The organism is Acidovorax sp. Root219, assembly GCF_001428665.1.
Classification (GTDB): domain Bacteria; phylum Pseudomonadota; class Gammaproteobacteria; order Burkholderiales; family Burkholderiaceae_C; genus Acidovorax.
The window spans coordinates 22,659-38,237 of record NZ_LMIJ01000013.1; the positions used below are offsets into that span (position 1 = coordinate 22,659).

11 protein-coding genes are annotated in these 15,579 nt (G+C 68.0%); 4 read left to right on the forward strand and 7 right to left on the reverse strand.

Annotation, left to right across the window (positions count from 1 at the left end):
* Nucleotides 1-49 precede the first annotated feature (49 nt).
* Genes ASE28_RS15320 through scpA form a run of 4 tightly spaced genes read right to left on the reverse strand, consistent with a single transcriptional unit; the run spans nucleotide 50 to nucleotide 5,335 of the window.
* A complete protein-coding gene (locus ASE28_RS15320; RefSeq protein ID WP_057204367.1) occupies nucleotides 50-1,582 on the reverse strand; it encodes an acyl-CoA carboxylase subunit beta in 1,533 nt (510 codons plus the stop codon).
* Between the two features lie 36 nt (nucleotides 1,583-1,618).
* The gene (gene meaB / locus ASE28_RS15325) at nucleotides 1,619-2,665 is read right to left on the reverse strand and encodes a methylmalonyl Co-A mutase-associated GTPase MeaB (protein WP_057267371.1); all 1,047 of its coding nucleotides are present in this window, start codon (nucleotides 2,663-2,665) and stop codon (nucleotides 1,619-1,621) included.
* On the reverse strand, nucleotides 2,662-3,126 hold the full coding sequence (locus ASE28_RS15330) for a GNAT family N-acetyltransferase (RefSeq protein ID WP_057267372.1): 465 nt from the start codon (nucleotides 3,124-3,126) through the stop codon (nucleotides 2,662-2,664). The genes meaB and ASE28_RS15330 overlap by 4 nt, the downstream gene beginning before the upstream one ends.
* Nucleotides 3,127-3,163: 37 nt before the next feature.
* A complete protein-coding gene (gene scpA / locus ASE28_RS15335) occupies nucleotides 3,164-5,335 on the reverse strand; it encodes a methylmalonyl-CoA mutase (protein WP_057204362.1) in 2,172 nt (723 codons plus the stop codon).
* Between the two features lie 118 nt (nucleotides 5,336-5,453).
* Between scpA and ASE28_RS15340 the strand changes: the two genes are divergently transcribed.
* Nucleotides 5,454-6,089, forward strand: coding sequence for a GntR family transcriptional regulator (locus ASE28_RS15340; RefSeq protein ID WP_057204360.1), 636 nt, complete (start codon nucleotides 5,454-5,456; stop codon nucleotides 6,087-6,089).
* Between the two features lie 86 nt (nucleotides 6,090-6,175).
* On the opposite strand, the gene ASE28_RS15345 is transcribed toward ASE28_RS15340, so the two are convergent.
* The gene (locus ASE28_RS15345; RefSeq protein WP_057267373.1) at nucleotides 6,176-7,339 is read right to left on the reverse strand and encodes a GGDEF domain-containing protein; all 1,164 of its coding nucleotides are present in this window, start codon (nucleotides 7,337-7,339) and stop codon (nucleotides 6,176-6,178) included.
* Between the two features lie 214 nt (nucleotides 7,340-7,553).
* Between ASE28_RS15345 and ASE28_RS15350 the strand changes: the two genes are divergently transcribed.
* Complete coding sequence (locus ASE28_RS15350; protein WP_057267374.1) at nucleotides 7,554-9,407, forward strand: long-chain fatty acid--CoA ligase; 1,854 nt, start codon at nucleotides 7,554-7,556, stop codon at nucleotides 9,405-9,407.
* A 45-nt stretch (nucleotides 9,408-9,452) separates the two neighbouring features.
* Nucleotides 9,453-10,130 carry a hypothetical protein gene (locus ASE28_RS15355; protein ID WP_057267375.1) on the forward strand — a complete coding sequence of 226 codons (678 nt, stop codon included), beginning with the start codon at nucleotides 9,453-9,455 and terminating at the stop codon, nucleotides 10,128-10,130.
* Between the two features lie 16 nt (nucleotides 10,131-10,146).
* On the opposite strand, the gene ASE28_RS15360 is transcribed toward ASE28_RS15355, so the two are convergent.
* On the reverse strand, nucleotides 10,147-11,415 hold the full coding sequence (locus ASE28_RS15360) for an HD-GYP domain-containing protein (protein WP_057267376.1): 1,269 nt from the start codon (nucleotides 11,413-11,415) through the stop codon (nucleotides 10,147-10,149).
* 242 nt (nucleotides 11,416-11,657) lie between these two features.
* On the opposite strand from ASE28_RS15360, the gene dusA reads away from it, so the two are divergent.
* Nucleotides 11,658-12,683: a tRNA dihydrouridine(20/20a) synthase DusA gene (dusA, locus tag ASE28_RS15365; RefSeq protein WP_255361077.1), complete on the forward strand. Its 1,026-nt coding sequence runs from the start codon at nucleotides 11,658-11,660 to the stop codon at nucleotides 12,681-12,683.
* Here dusA and ASE28_RS33450 read toward each other — a convergent pair.
* Nucleotides 12,680-15,481, reverse strand: a complete 2,802-nt coding sequence (locus ASE28_RS33450; RefSeq protein WP_057267465.1) for an EAL domain-containing protein — start codon at nucleotides 15,479-15,481, stop codon at nucleotides 12,680-12,682. The two genes, dusA and ASE28_RS33450, sit on opposite strands and share 4 nt — an antisense overlap.
* Nucleotides 15,482-15,579: the final 98 nt, after the last annotated feature.

Genomic DNA, 15,579 nt, shown 5'->3' on the forward strand with positions numbered 1-15,579 from the left:
AGTTTTCTTTTCTAGGACGACGACCTGGAACTGTTGGTGGCAGTACCGCTCACAGAGGGATGTTGCCGTGCTTGCGCCAGGGGTTCTCGAGCTTCTTGTCGCGCAGCATGACCAGGCTGCGGCAGATGCGCTTGCGCGTCTCGTGCGGCAGGATCACGTCGTCGATGAAGCCGCGGGCGCTGGCCACGAAGGGGTTGGCAAAGCGCTCCTTGTACTCCGCCTCGCGCGCGGCGAGCTTCACCGGGTCGTTCTTGTCCTCGCGGAAGATGATCTCCACCGCGCCCTTGGCGCCCATCACGGCGATTTCGGCGTTGGGCCAGGCCAGGTTGACGTCGCCGCGCAGGTGCTTGGAGCTCATCACATCGTAGGCGCCACCATAGGCCTTGCGCGTGATGACGGTGATCTTGGGCACGGTGCACTCGGCGTACGCATACAGCAGCTTGGCGCCGTGCTTGATGATGCCGCCGTACTCCTGGCTGGTGCCGGGCATGAAGCCGGGCACGTCCACGAAGGTGACCACGGGGATGTTGAAGGCATCGCAAAAGCGCACGAAGCGCGCGGCCTTGATGGAGCTCTTGATGTCCAGGCAGCCTGCCAGCACCAGCGGCTGGTTGGCGACGATGCCCACGGTCTGGCCTTCCATGCGCGCCAGGCCGATCACAATGTTCTTGGCGTAGTCGGGCTGCAGCTCGAAGAAGTCGCCGTCGTCCACCACCTTGGCGATCAGCTCCTTCATGTCGTAGGGTTTGTTGGCGTTCTCGGGCACCAGGGTGTCGAGGCTGCGGTCCATGCGGTCGGCCGGGTCGTTGCTGGGGCGCACGGGCGCCTTCTCGCGGTTGTTCAGCGGCAGGTAGTTGTACAGGCGGCGCAGCATCATCAGCGCCTCCACGTCGTTCTCGAAGGCCATGTCGGCCACACCGCTGCGCGTGGTGTGGGTGCCGGCGCCGCCCAGCTCCTCGGCGGTGACTTCCTCGTGCGTCACGGTCTTGACCACCTCGGGGCCGGTCACGAACATGTAGCTCGAGTCCTTGACCATGAAGATGAAGTCCGTCATGGCCGGCGAGTACACGGCGCCGCCGGCGCAGGGGCCCATGATCATGCTGATCTGCGGGATCACGCCGCTGGCCAGCACGTTCTTCTGGAACACGTCGGCATAGCCGCCCAGCGAGGCCACGCCCTCCTGGATGCGCGCGCCGCCCGAGTCGTTGATGCCGATGACCGGGGCGCCGACCTTCATGGCCTGGTCCATCACCTTGCAGATCTTCTCGGCATGCGTCTCGCTCAGGGCACCGCCGAAGACGGTGAAGTCCTGGCTGAAGACGAACACCAGGCGGCCGTTGATCATGCCGTAGCCGGTGACCACGCCGTCGCCGGGAATCTTGTTGTCCTCCATGCCGAAGTCGGTGCAGCGGTGCTCGACGAACATGTCCCACTCTTCGAAGGTGTTGTCGTCCAGCAGCAGCTCGATGCGCTCGCGCGCCGTGAGCTTGCCCTTGGCGTGCTGCGCATCGATGCGCTTTTGCCCGCCGCCCAGGCGCGCCAGGGCGCGCTTCTTCTCCAGTTGCTCCAGGATGTCTTGCATGGTCGCTCTTTCGGTGAAATGGCTGTGGTTGTCTATCTAGGGTGTAGCGGTATGGGATGCGGCCAGCAGCGTGCGCGCAGCGGTGGACGCCGCGATGCGCCCCGCGGCCACGTCGGTCTGCAGCGCGGGCAGCAGGCCGCGCACCTGCGGATGCTGGCGAAACGCCTGCTTGAGCCCGGCGTCGATGCGCTCCCACATCCAGGCCAGCGACTGCTTTTCGCGGCGCAGGGCCAGGCGGCCGTTGTCGGTCTGCTGGGTGCGGAACTGGGTGACGGCATCCCAGAAGCCGTCCACGCCCTGCCCCAGCAGCGCGCTGATCTGCACCACGCGCGGCTGCCACAGGGCGCCGTGCGTGGCATGGTCGGGGTTGCCGTGCATGCCCAGGAGGCGTAGGCTGGAGGTGATCTGCGCCTGGGCCCGGGTGGCGGCATTCTTGTCGATGTCGGCCTTGTTGATGGCCACCAGGTCGGCGATTTCCATCACCCCCTTCTTGATGGCCTGCAGGTCGTCGCCCGCATTGGGCAACTGCAGCAGCACGAACATGTCGGTCATGCCGGCCACGGCGATCTCGCTCTGGCCCACGCCCACGGTCTCGACCATCACCACGTCGTAGCCTGCGGCCTCGCAGACCAGCATGGCCTCGCGCGTCTTTTCGGCCACGCCGCCCAGCGTGCCGCTCGACGGGCTGGGGCGGATGTAGGCCTCCTCGCGCATCGACAACCGCTCCATGCGCGTCTTGTCGCCCAGAATGGAGCCGCCCGACACCGTGCTCGACGGGTCGATGGTGAGCACCGCCACGCGGTGCCCGCGGTTGATGAGGAACAGGCCCAGCGCCTCGATGAAGGTGGACTTGCCCACCCCCGGCACGCCGCTGATGCCCAGGCGGAAGGCCTTGCCCGTGTACGGCAGCAGAGCGGTGAGCAATTCGTCTCCCTGCGCGCGGTGGTCGGCACGGGTGGATTCGAGCAGGGTGATGGCCTTGGCCATGGCGCGGCGCTGCACGGGCTGGGTGCCGTGCAGAATGCCATCGAACCATGTGCTGGAAGGAGGCTTGAGGTCGGCCAAAGGCAGGGGCACGTTCATTCCACAGCCTCCCCGGCCCGCCACTCGTAGTGCACGTCCACATCCTCGTCGCCGGTCTGCACGAAGCCGTGGCGCAGGTAGAAGCGGTTGGCATTGCTGTGCTTGAGCGCCGTCACGCGCAGCACGGCGCCTTCGCGGCGCGCACGGTCTTGCACGCTGGCCAGCACCGCAGCGCCGATGCCGCTGCCCTGCCAGTCGGGGTGCAGGTACAGATGCTGCAGCCGCAGGATTCCCGCCCCTTCGGGCAGCACCGTGACAAAGCCCATGCGCTGGCCGCCGGGCGAGGCCAGATGCTGCATGTGCTCCGGGGTGAAGGCGGCGCGCAGGCGCTCACGCGAGCGCTCGGGCGTGTAGCGGCCCACGCGCTCCAGGCTCTCGCGCATGGCGGCGGTACGCAGCTTCAGCATCGGCTCGAAGTCGTCTTCGGCAACGGGGTGCAGCACGAACACGGGTGCACTCATCGGGCGGCTCCCGTGCGGCCCCTGGTCTGGCGCACGCTCATGCGGCAATGGCCTTGCGGATCTGTTCGAGCACATCCTTCGCGCTGGCCGGGATGGGCGTGCCCGGTCCGTAGACGCCCTTGACGCCGGCCTCGTACAGAAAGTCGTAGTCCTGCGCCGGGATCACGCCGCCGACGAAGACGATGATGTCGTCCGCCCCCTGGTCCTTGAGCGACTGGATGATGGCCGGCACCAGGGTCTTGTGGCCAGCGGCCAGCGTGCTCACGCCCACGGCGTGCACGTCGTTCTCGATGGCCTGGCGCGCGCATTCCTCGGGGGTCTGGAACAGCGGGCCCATGTCCACGTCGAAGCCCAGGTCGGCAAAGGCCGTGGCCACCACCTTGGCGCCGCGGTCGTGGCCGTCCTGGCCGAGCTTGGCGATCATCACGCGCGGGCGGCGGCCTTCGGCCTCGGCAAAATCGCTGATCTCGCTCTTGAGCTTGTCCCAGCCCTCGGCCGAGTCATAGGCGGCAGCGTACACACCGGTCACCTTTTGCGTATCGGCGCGGTGGCGCCCGTAGATCTTTTCGAGCGCGTCCGACACCTCGCCCACCGTGGCGCGCAGGCGCACGGCCTTGATGGCCAGGTCCAGCAGGTTGCCCTCGCCGGTTTCGGCAGCCGAGGTGAGCACGTCGAGCGCCTCCTGCACCTTGGCCGTGTCGCGCTTGGCGCGGATGTCCTTGAGGCGCGCGATCTGGCCGTCGCGCACCATCACGTTGTCGATCTGCAGGATGTCGACCGGGTCTTCCTTCTTGAGCTTGTACTTGTTGACGCCGACGATCACGTCCTTGCCGCTGTCGATGCGCGCCTGCTTCTCGGCGGCGGCGGCCTCGATCTTGAGCTTGGCCCAGCCGCTGTCCACGGCCTGCGTCATGCCGCCCATGGCCTCGACTTCTTCGATGATCTTCCAGGCGGCATCCATCATGTCCTGCGTGAGCTTTTCCATCATGTAGCTGCCGGCCCAGGGGTCGACCACGTTGGTGATGTGCGTCTCTTCCTGGATGATGAGCTGCGTGTTGCGCGCGATGCGCGAGGAGAACTCGGTGGGCAGGGCAATGGCTTCGTCCAGCGCATTGGTGTGCAGGCTCTGCGTGCCGCCGAACACCGCCGCCATGGCCTCGATGGTGGTGCGCACGATGTTGTTGTAGGGGTCCTGCTCGGTCAGGCTCCAGCCGCTGGTCTGGCAGTGGGTGCGCAGCATCAGGCTCTTGGGGTTCTTGGCGCCCGTCTCCTTCATGATGCGGCACCACAGCAGGCGCGCCGCGCGCATCTTGGCCACTTCGAGGTAGAAGTTCATGCCGATGGCCCAGAAGAACGACAGCCGGCCGGCGAACTCGTCCACGTCCAGGCCCGAGGCGATGGCCGTCTTCACGTACTCCTTGCCATCGGCCAGCGTGAAGGCCAGCTCCAGCGCCTGGTTGGCGCCCGCCTCCTGCATGTGGTAGCCGGAGATGGAGATGGAGTTGAACTTCGGCATATTGCGTGCCGTGTAGCCGATGATGTCGCCGATGATGCGCATGCTCGGCTTGGGCGGGTAGATGTAGGTGTTGCGCACCATGAACTCTTTCAGAATGTCGTTCTGAATGGTTCCGCTCAGTTGGTCCTGCGACACACCCTGCTCTTCCGCCGCCACCACATAGCCGGCCAGCACCGGCAGCACGGCGCCGTTCATGGTCATCGAGACGGACACCTTGTCCAGCGGGATCTGGTCGAACAGGATCTTCATGTCCTCCACCGAATCGATGGCCACGCCGGCCTTGCCCACGTCGCCGGTGACGCGCGGGTGGTCGCTGTCGTAGCCGCGGTGGGTGGCCAGGTCGAAGGCCACGCTCACGCCCTGCCCGCCGGCGGCCAGCGCCTTGCGGTAGAAGGCGTTGGATTCCTCGGCCGTGGAAAAGCCCGCGTACTGGCGGATGGTCCAGGGCCGCACCGCGTACATGGTGGCCTGGGGGCCGCGCAGGTAGGGCTCGAAGCCCGGCAAGGTGTTGGCGTACTGCAGGTCGGCCGTATCGGCCGCCGTGTACAGCGGCTTGACGGTGATGCCGTCGGGGGTGACCCAGTTCAGCGCATTGACATCGCCACCCGGCGCCGACTTGGCAGCGGCTTTCGCCCAGTCCTCGAGCGAGGAGGCAGCGAATTCAGGGGGGCTGTTGGGGGGCGTGGCACTCATGGCGAAGCGGTCTCCGAGGAAGCGTTGGACGTTGTCAGGGCTGTTCCCGATGTGGCGGCAAGTTTACATCATTCATAATTATTGATTCAAAATATTCTTCGCAGCTTACAATCCACCCATGTCTGCATTGACCCTCACGCCCCGCGCCCTGTACGAAGAAGTGGCTGAGCAACTGCGCCAGCGCATCTTCCGCCGCGAGCTGGAGCCCGGCAGCTGGATCGATGAGCTCAAGATCGCCGAGGAATTCGGCATCAGCCGCACGCCCCTGCGCGAGGCGCTCAAGGTGCTGGCCGCCGAAGGCCTGGTCACGATGAAGGTGCGCCGTGGCGCCTATGTGACCGAGATGTCGGACAAGGACCTGCGCGACGTCTACCACCTGCTCAGCCTGCTGGAGAGCGACGCCGCTGCGGTGGTAGCCACCACCGCCACCCCGGCCCAGTTGCACGAGTTGCAGGCTCTGCATGCCGAGCTGGAGGCCGCAGCCGGCGAGCGCGAGCGCTTCTTTGCCGTGAACGAGCGCTTTCACATGCGGGTGCTGGAGCTGGCCGACAACCGCTGGCGCAGCCAGATGGTGGCCGACCTGCGCAAGGTGATGAAGCTCAACCGCCACAACTCGCTGCTCAAGCAGGGGCGCATCGAGGATTCGCTGAGCGAACACCGTGCGGTAATGGCCGCCCTGGCCCGGCGCGATGGCGCCGCCACGGCCCAGGCCATGCAGGCCCACTTCGCCCAGGGGCTGGAAGCAGCGGCCTGATACGGATTTGCCTTCAACCGTCTAACTTCGTTGGTCCGCCTTGCCGTGCTACAGCACTGNNCGCCCTACCGGCACCTGCCGCTCGGTCAGCTTTCCGCCATTTCCACCCGGTTGCGCCCCCTGCGCTTGGCGGCGTACAGCGCGTCGTCGGCGCGTCGCAGCATCTGGTCCATGCTGGCATCGCCATCTGCCTGCGCCGCGATACCCGCAGAAATGGTGATCGGCAACGATGTCCCACCCGTGGTGAACGGCGTGCCCGCCACGGCCAGGCGCAGCCGCTCTCCGGCCGCATGGGCGTCGCCATGCTGGGCCACGTCCAGCAGCACCACGAACTCCTCCCCCCCGTGGCGGGCCACGAAGTCCAGCCCGCGTGCCGAGGCCTGCAGTTGGTCGGCCACATGCTGCAGCGCCCTGTCGCCCACCTCGTGCCCATGGCCGTCGTTGATGGCCTTGAAGTGGTCCACGTCGATCAGTGCCAGGGCCAGGCGGGTGCCGCCCTGGCGTGCCGTGGCAAAGCGCTTCGCGCCTTCGGCGAGCAAGGTGCGGCGGTTGGCCAGGCCCGTCAGGTAGTCGGTGGCAGCGGCCAGCTCCCACTGGCGGCCGATGCGCTGCGAGCACATGAACAAGAAGGCCGTGGTGCCCACCACGGGCAACAGGGCCGTGACCAGCGGGCTGGCCGCGTTGATCCAGGCGCCCTCGCCGGTGATGTCGAACGACGGCCCCACGCGCCGCACCAGGAAGTACGCGGCGCGAAAGGCCACGAACAGGCCGACCAGAAAAAACAGGCCCGCCAGCGCCCTGCGGCTGCGCGCCCGCTCCCCGGTGCCACCCCGCACCAGCTGCAGGGTGCCAGCCATCAGCACGAAAGCCACCACGCCCGACAGCAGCAGGATGCGGCTGGGCGTATCGGGCCGCACCCCCGCGAACCACACCACGCCGCCAATGCCCGCCACGGCCGGCAACAGCATCCACCAGCGGTCCGGCACGCCATCGAACTGGCGCAGCGCACGCCAGTAGCCCGTGCAGCCGAGCATCACCATGCCATTGGCCATGGGCGAGACCAGGCCCAGGGGCAATTCGTACTGAACGGCATACAGCACGGCGCTGCCTGCCAGCAGCAAGGTGGCGATGCGCCAGGTTTCGGCACAGGGCTGCAGCGACACCGGCAAGTCCTTGTGCATGAAACCCAGCACCGCACCATTGGCCAGCATCATCAGCGTCGCGACGATAAAGATGGTGATGGGATCCATGGACCGAAGGGGGCGCGGGCAGGCAGGACGCAGCTGTGGCAATGGAGGGATTGTGGCCGACCGGGGCCCGCCCCCAGAGCACTCTTTGGCGCGCGAAACAAAGAAGCACAGCTTGTGCCGCCCGGATGGGTATGATTCCGCGGGTTTTCCCCAGGATAGTGCAGCATGGCACCACCTTGGCACGGCGCACGCCGCCCCGGCACCCAACCATCCGATGACCTCTTCCCTTCCCGACATTGGCAGCGTCCAGACGCTGCCCCAGCTTCTCTCGTGGCGCGCCAGCCTGACGCCCGACGCCCCTGCCTTTCGCGCCTTCGATGCCGCCAGCCAGGCCTGGCTGACCTGGACCTGGGCCGAGACCGCCGCCCATGTGGCCCGCTGGTCGCGGGCCCTGGTGGCCCTGCAACTGCCGGCCGGTGCCCGCGTGGCCATCCTGCTGCCCAATGGCCTGGACGCCATGTGCGCCGACCAGTCCACCCTGGCCAGCAACTGCGTGCCCGTGCCGCTGCACGCCATCGACAACCCCGGCAGCATCGCCTACATCCTGGCCGACTGCGAGGCCTCGATGCTCATCGTGGGCAGCGCCCAGCAGTGGGAGAAGATCCGCGCCGCGGGCACCGACTTTCCCGCACTGCGGGCGGTGATCGTGACCGACACGGACGCCTCGTTCAAGGCCAGCGCTCCCAGCGCGCACAGCCCCGCCGTGGGCTCGCTTGCGCAATGGCTCGAAGGCGCAGCCCAGGCGGTGGAACAGGCCCCGCCGCAGGCCCCCGGCCCCGAAGACCTGGCCGCCATCGTCTACACCTCGGGCACCACCGGCAAGCCCAAGGGCGTGATGCTCACGCACCGCAATGTGGTGAGCGACGTGAAGGCCGTACTCGAGCGCATCGCCCCCACGGTGGACGACGTGTTCCTGTCCTTTCTGCCCTTGTCGCACACCTTCGAGCGCACTGGCGGCTACTACCTGCCGATTGCGGCCGGCAGTTGCGTGGCCTATGCCCGCTCGGTGCAGCAATTGGCCGAGGACCTGCAGACCATTCGCCCCACGGTGCTGGTCTCGGTGCCACGCATCTACGAGCGCATCCACGCCAAGCTGCTCGAAAAGCTCTCGCCATCGCCCTGGAGGATGCAGCTCTACGAGGCCGCCCAGGCCCGCGGCTGGCAGCAGTTCTGCGCCGCGCAGGGGCTGGCCCGGCCCGAAGACGACCAAGCCGGCGGCTGGATGGCCGTCCTGCCCTGGGGCCTGCTCCAGGCCCTGGTGGCCAAGCCCCTGCTGGCCCAGTTCGGCGGCCGCGTGCGCGTGGCCGTGAGCGGCGGCGCGCCGCTGTCGCCCACCATCGCCAAGTGCTTTCTGGGCCTGGGCCTGCCGCTGGTGCAGGGCTACGGCATGACCGAGACGGCGCCGGTGGTGTCGGTGAACTCGCTCCAGGACAACGACCCGGCCTGCGTGGGGCGCGCCCTGCCCGGCGTGGAGGTGCGGATCGGCGAGAACCGCGAGCTGCAGGTGCGCGGCCCCATCGTGATGCAGGGCTACTGGAAGCGGCCCGAGGACACGGCACGCATTCTGTCGGCCGATGGCTGGTTGGGCACGGGCGATCAGGCCGACATCGTGGACGGGCGCATCTTCATCCGCGGCCGCATCAAGGAGATCATCGTCACCTCCACCGGTGAGAAGGTGCCCCCGGGCGACCTGGAACTGGCCCTGCTGGCCGACCCGCTGCTGGAGCAGGCCTTCGTGGTGGGCGAGAACCGCCCCTTCATCGCCTGCGTGGCCGTGCTCAAGCGCGACGAGTGGCAGCGCCTGGCCGGCGACCTGGGCCTGGCCGCAGCCGACCCCGAGAGCCTGAACCACCCTGCCGTGCACCGCGCCGTGCTGGCGCGCATTGAAAAGAGCACGGCCAGCTTCGCGCGCTATGCCGTGCCGCGCGCCGTGCACCTGACGCTGGCGCCCTGGAGCATCGAGAACGGCTTCATGACGCCCACGCTCAAGCTCAAGCGCGCCCCGCTCATGGCGCACTTCGGGCAGGCCATCGAGGGCATGTACCAGCAAAAACCAGGGGCGCGCTGAACCAGCACCGGGCGGGCCAGGCCCCTGGGGTTGTAGACTTGCGCCATGATTTCCCGGCGCTTGCCATGCACCTTTGCCGCCCTGATTTGTGCTGCGGGTGCCTCCCTGGCGCAGGACACCGCCGCACAGCGCGCTGCCCAGCTGCAGGCCGCCGTTGATACGGCCCTGCCCACCAAGGGATTCAGCATCTGGACCAGCGCCAAAGGTGACCTCGACGGTGATGGGATCGCGGACCTGGCGGCGGTGGTGGTCAACCTCTCCGGGGAAGGCCCGCGCGAGGAACGGCTTCTGGTGCTGGCCGGCACGCCGGGCGGCGGCTACACCCCGCTTTCCGTCTCTGGACAGTTCTGCGAGGCAAACAAGGGCTACAACCTTGAGATCACCGCGACCTCCCTCTTGGTCCAGGGGGTCTGGCGCGCTGAATCTTCGGGCATGGACAGCTTCACGATGCAGTTCCGCTACAACCCCAAGCTCCGGGATTTCGAGCTCATCGGCAGGGAAGACCTGGCGGAGAACTACGACGCCCGATCGTCCTACCGGGCCAGCGTCAACTACCTGGCCAAGGTCGCCATTTACACCCGCATTGCCGGCAAGAAGCGCAAGGACCTGAAGGCGCCGCTCAAGCAGCCTGCCGTCCTGCGCCTGCGCGGATTCAATTGTGGGGATGAGAGCCCCATGGACCCGTTGGTCTACATCAACGAGGACTTCACCGTCCGCAGGTAGTGCACGGGGGTAGAACTCAGTCCTCCACAGAGTAGAAGTACGACAGCCGCTGCTGCGGATTGAGCCAGTCGAGCACCTCGGCAGGCAACGTGGACGGCCGGATCGCTTCGGCCACGCGGATGTCGGGCTCGGTGTGCAGCTCCACCAGCGGCGCCTCGTCCTTGGGGATTTCGGGGGTGTAGACCAGCACCTGCGGGCGCAGGGCCTCGGGCCCCGGGGCCACCACCAGCGCCAGCGCGCCATCGGTGAGCTGGACCACCGTGCCCGGCGGGTACACGCCCAGCAGCTTGATGAGCGAACTGAGCAGTGCCGGGTCGTGCTGGCCCGATTCGTTCTTGAACATGTGCGCCAGCGCCTCGGCCGGCATCAGCGGCTCGACGTCGCGGGCCTCGGGCGAGCACAGATTGTCATACCGGTTGACCAGCGCCAGGATCAGCGCCAGGCGCTGGGTTTCGCGCTGGCCGCGCGGCCAGCCCGAACCATCGGCCGCCTCGTGGTGGCTGGCGATGCAGGCCAGCGCCTCCTTGCTGAAGGCGCCCGAGTCTGACGCCAGCTGGGTGCTGTACATCACATGCTGGCGCACGAACTCCTCCTCGTGGCGCTTGCGCCGGGCGGTCTTGAACAGCTGCGGCGGCACCTTGGACTTGCCCACGTCGTGCGCCAGCGCCGCCATGGCCAGGTCGGCCAGTTCGCGCTCGGCAAGGCCGGCCTTCTTGCCCACCAGCATGCACAGGGTGAGCACGTTGAGCGCGTGGAACTGCGGCCCCTGGTCCTTCTTGTCGCCCAGCAGGTGCAGCAGCACCTCCTGGCTCTGGGCAATGCGGGCCGCCGTCTCGCCCGACAGGTCGGCCAGGATCCGGCCCGCCGCCTTGGGCGAGCGCGTGAGCGTGAGCAGCGCCTCCCGGGTCTGTCGCGCGGCGTCCTCCCAGGCCCGGTCGGCGCGCGCCGCGGCGTCTCGCTGGCGCTGGCGCTTTTCCTTTTTGGCCTGGTCACGCTGGCGCACCTCGGCGGCCAGGGCGGCCTGCCCGTCGGCGTGCTCCGGCTCCGGTGGGTGCGCGGCCATGGGCACCAGGGGCAGCGGCTGCGATGTGCTCCGGTCCGGGTGGTGGTACAGGTGGCCTTCGATGCCCAATGACTGGATCACCGCCACGTCCTTCGCCGTGCGGACCATGAAGCGGTTGGCGATGAAGGGGTGCTCGTCCCAGCGCATGTCGAGCCAGACGTACAGGCCGACGGTGAGTTGGGACGGGTCGATCGCTACGGCGATACCGGGGTTCTTCCACATGCAGGCGATTCAAAGAAAGAAATGGCTGATTCGGCCCCGGCGGCGTTCGCAGCACCGGATGCGGCTCCCCCATACTAAAGACAATGCGCGGCCATGTGCGTCAACAGAGTGCAAATTCGCGCAGAGGAACGCCTGTCTCGGGCCTCGGAAGCCCCTGAACCAATATATTGACCCAAGACCTGAGAAAATGCAGTCCGGCACCTCTTTGGAGCCCCTCGCCCTTGCAACACCGGTTTCTCGCCTTGGAAAACAGCCCCACCTCCCCTGCCGCCGCTCCTCCAGCCATCTTCAGCCCCTGGCGCATGTCCGTGGCCCCGATGATGGACTGGACGGACCGCCATTGCCGCTATTTCCACCGGCTGCTGACGCGCCAGACCCTGCTCTACACCGAGATGGTGAACGCGGGCGCCATCATCCATGGCGGTACGGAGCGGCACCTGCGCTTCAATGCCGAGGAGCACCCTGTGGCACTGCAGTTGGGCGGCAACGAGCCCGACCGGCTGGCAGAGGCTGCGCGGCTCGGTGCGCAATGGGGCTATGGCGAGATCAACCTGAACTGCGGCTGCCCGAGCGACCGGGTGCAGCGCGGTGCCTTCGGTGCCAGCCTGATGAAGGCGCCCCAGCTGGTGGCCGATGGTGTGAAGGCCATGAAGGATGTCGTGGACGTGCCCGTGACGGTCAAGCACCGCATCGGCATCGACAAGGACGAAGACTACGGCTTCGTGCGCGATTTCGTGGGCACGGTGGCCGATGCGGGCTGCTCGGTGTTCATCGTGCATGCGCGCAATGCCTGGCTGCAGGGCCTGTCGCCCAAGGAGAACCGCGACATCCCGCCGCTGCGCTACGAGGTGGTGCACCAGCTCAAGGCCGATTTCCCGCACCTGACGATTGCCATCAACGGCGGCATCCAGGCCGACGAGGTGGTGCACGGGCAACTGGCACGCCTGGACGGCGTGATGATCGGCCGCGAGGCCTACCACAACCCCTGGTGGCTGGCCCGCTGGGACCAGCTCTACTACGGCGGCGAGCCCTGCACCCTGACGCGCGAGGAGGTCGAGCTGGCCATGGTGGACTACATGGAGCGTGAGGCCGCGCTGCACGGCACGCCCTGGCCGCACATCGCCCGCCACATGCTGGGTCTGCGCCATGGCCTGCGCGGGGCACGTCTGTGGCGCCAGGTCTGGAGCAACCACCTGCTCAAGGACCGGCCCGCACGCGAGGTGCATGCCCTGGCGCTGGTCACCACCCTGATCCCGGAACCCGTCTAAGACCGTAAAAAGGTTTTCAGCCAGCCATCCAGCGGCTCCGGCCGGTAGAACAGGTAGCCCTGCAGGCATTCGCAGTGGCTGGCCACGAGGAAGTCGGCCTGGGCACGGGTTTCCACCCCTTCGGCCACCACGCGCAGGCCCAGGTGGCGCGCCACCGAGATGATGGACTGCACGATGGCCGTGTCGCTCGGGTCGCCGGGCGTGTCCTGCACGAAGCTCTTGTCGATCTTGAGCTCGTACAGCGGCAGCCGCTTGAGGTAGGCCAGGCTCGAATAGCCCGTGCCGAAGTCGTCGATGGAAAAGCGCACCCCGAGCTGCACCAGCTCCGTCATGCGGGCGATGGTGTCGTCCAGGTTCTCGATGAGCAGGCTTTCGGTGACCTCCAGGATCAGGCATGACGGCGTGGCCCCGGTCTGGGCCAGCACGTTGCGCACGCGCTCGACGAAGTCGTCCTGCCGGAACTGGCGCTGGCTGACGTTGACCGAGATCGACAGCGGCTCCCCCACGCCGCCCCGGACCAACCGGGCGGCGTGCAGCTGTGCAATCGCATCGCAGGCTTTCTCGATCATCCACGCGCCCATGGGCAGTATCAGCGCCGAGGACTCGGCGATGGGGATGAAGCGCGCCGGCGGCACGCTGCCGCGCACCGGGTGGCTCCAGCGCATGAGCAGCTCGCCGCCCACCACCACGCCCTGCGCATCCACCTGCGGCTGCACGAATGCGGCCAGTTGCCCTTCGGCCATGGCCTTCTTGAGGTCCTGCTCCATCGCCAGGCGCTCCTGCACGTCGGCCTGCATGGCGGCCTCGTAGAAGCGGATGCGGTTGCGGCCCAGGTCCTTGGCACGGTACATGGCCGTGTCCGCCTCGCGCAGCAGGTCTTCAACGCCCTCCTCCCGCTTGGGAAACAGCGTGATCCCCAGGCTGCCCGTGCTGCTGTAGAGGTGGGTGTCGATGGCGTAGGGCTGCTCCAGCGCCTCGCGCACGCGCTCGGCCACCTGCAGGGCCTGCCGCCCTGCGGTGGACATGTCGGTGGCGATGCCCTGCAGCAGCAGCACGAACTCATCGCCCCCCAGGCGCGCCACGGTGTCGCCGGGGCGCAGCAGGTGCGTCAGGCGCTGGGTGACCTCCACCAGCAAGCGGTCGCCCAGGGAGTGGCCGCGCGCGTCGTTGATCTGCTTGAAATTGTCCAGGTCCACATACAGCAGCGCCCCGACCTGGCCACTGCGGCGTGCGGCGGCCAGGGCCAGCCCCAGGCGGTCGAGCAGCATGCGGCGGTTGGGCAGGCCCGTGAGGGCATCGAAGTAGGCCAACTGGTGCGTGCGCTCCTGCGCCACCCTGCGCTCGGTGACGTCGCGGGCCAGCGCCACGAAGCGCGGGCCGGCGCCCGGGTTGGCGCTGTCCTTGCGGGCCACGGACAGCTCGAACCAGTGGGTGCGCCCCTCCAGCTCCAGGTGGAACTGGTGGCCCGCCGAGTAGCCATTCTGAAGCGCGGCCTGCACGGCAGCCAGGCTGCCGGCCGCCTCGCCGGGCGGCACGATGTCCTGCAGCCGGTGGCCCACAAAGCGCTCGGGCGCCAGCACCGGCAGCTGCAGGCGCGCCGAGCGGCAATGGTGGATGCGGCCCTGCGCGTCCAGCTCGAACAGCAGGTCGGGTATGGCGTTGAGCGTGCTTTCCAGGTCATCGCGCGTGCCGCGCAGCTCGGCCGTCATGCGGCGTGCCAGTGCCATGGCGCGCTCCCGCCCGGTGGCCAGGACCCAGGCGAACCAGCCCAGCAGCAGGCTCACGAATACCCCCATCACCGCCACCAGGTAGTAGCCGTCGTCGTCATGGCGCAGATCGAATGCGGGCAAGGGCGCCATCACCAGAGTCCAGCTGCGTCCGCCGACCTCCAGGCGCCGCTGGATCGGTAGCGCGCCGCGCGCCAGGGCTTGCGACTGCAGCCCTGCGTCGCCGTACAGCCGGGCTTCGGGCGTGGGATCTACGCCATCGTAGATGGCCAGGGCAATGTCGGGGTCGAACTCACGCGCCAGCCCCTGGACCACGTCACCCACCCGGAATGGGGCGGCCACCCACCCCCGGATCGCGTGGCGGCGGGTGGGCAGGGACTCGGCCTCCAGGCCCGGGGCGTACACCGGCAGGAACATGCCCAGCTCGCCCTGCAGAGTACTGCCCGGCGCGAAGGCCCCGAGCAGCCCCGACAGGGCCAGCCGGCCGGTGTCGCGCGCGCGCCCGAGCGCCTCGCGCGCTGCAGGCAGGGTCAGGACGTCCAGGCCCAGGGCCTCCAGGTTGCGCCCCTGCAGGGGTTCGATGTGGGTGATGGGCGCGTACTGGGCGCGCTCGCCGGGCGGATGCACGGTGTAGCCGGAAAAGCCCCGGCCCCGCACGTCCGCCAGATGGGCCTCCAGGGGACTGCCCTGCACGTACATGATCAGCGACACCCCTTGCAGGCCGGGCCGCGTCTGCTGCAGCTGCAGGGCATCGACATAGTTGTGGAATTCGGCCCGGTCGATGCGCTCGGACCCGTCCATGTAGCCCTGCACGCCCCGGAGCACCACCTCGTAGGTGGCCATGCGGTCGCGCAGGTTGTAGGCGATCTGCTCGGTTGCCGCATGCAGATTGCGCAGCCGCTTGTCCGCCGACTCGCTGTGCGCCCGGTACCAGTACAGGCCGGTGGCCCCGAGCATCATGCAGGCCATCAGCGGCGGCAACACCAGCACCAGCCAGCGCGGGCTGGTGGGGGCGTCCTGGAGCGTCTCGGACTCCGTGAACGCGGGGGGCTGGTGTTGTTCTGGTGTCATCGCATGGGGCAGGCGGCTGCTGCAGCGCCCCACCGGGGCGCTGGTAACGTGCGTTCTCATTATCAGGTTTCGCGCGGCCCTGCCAAGCGAGGTCACCC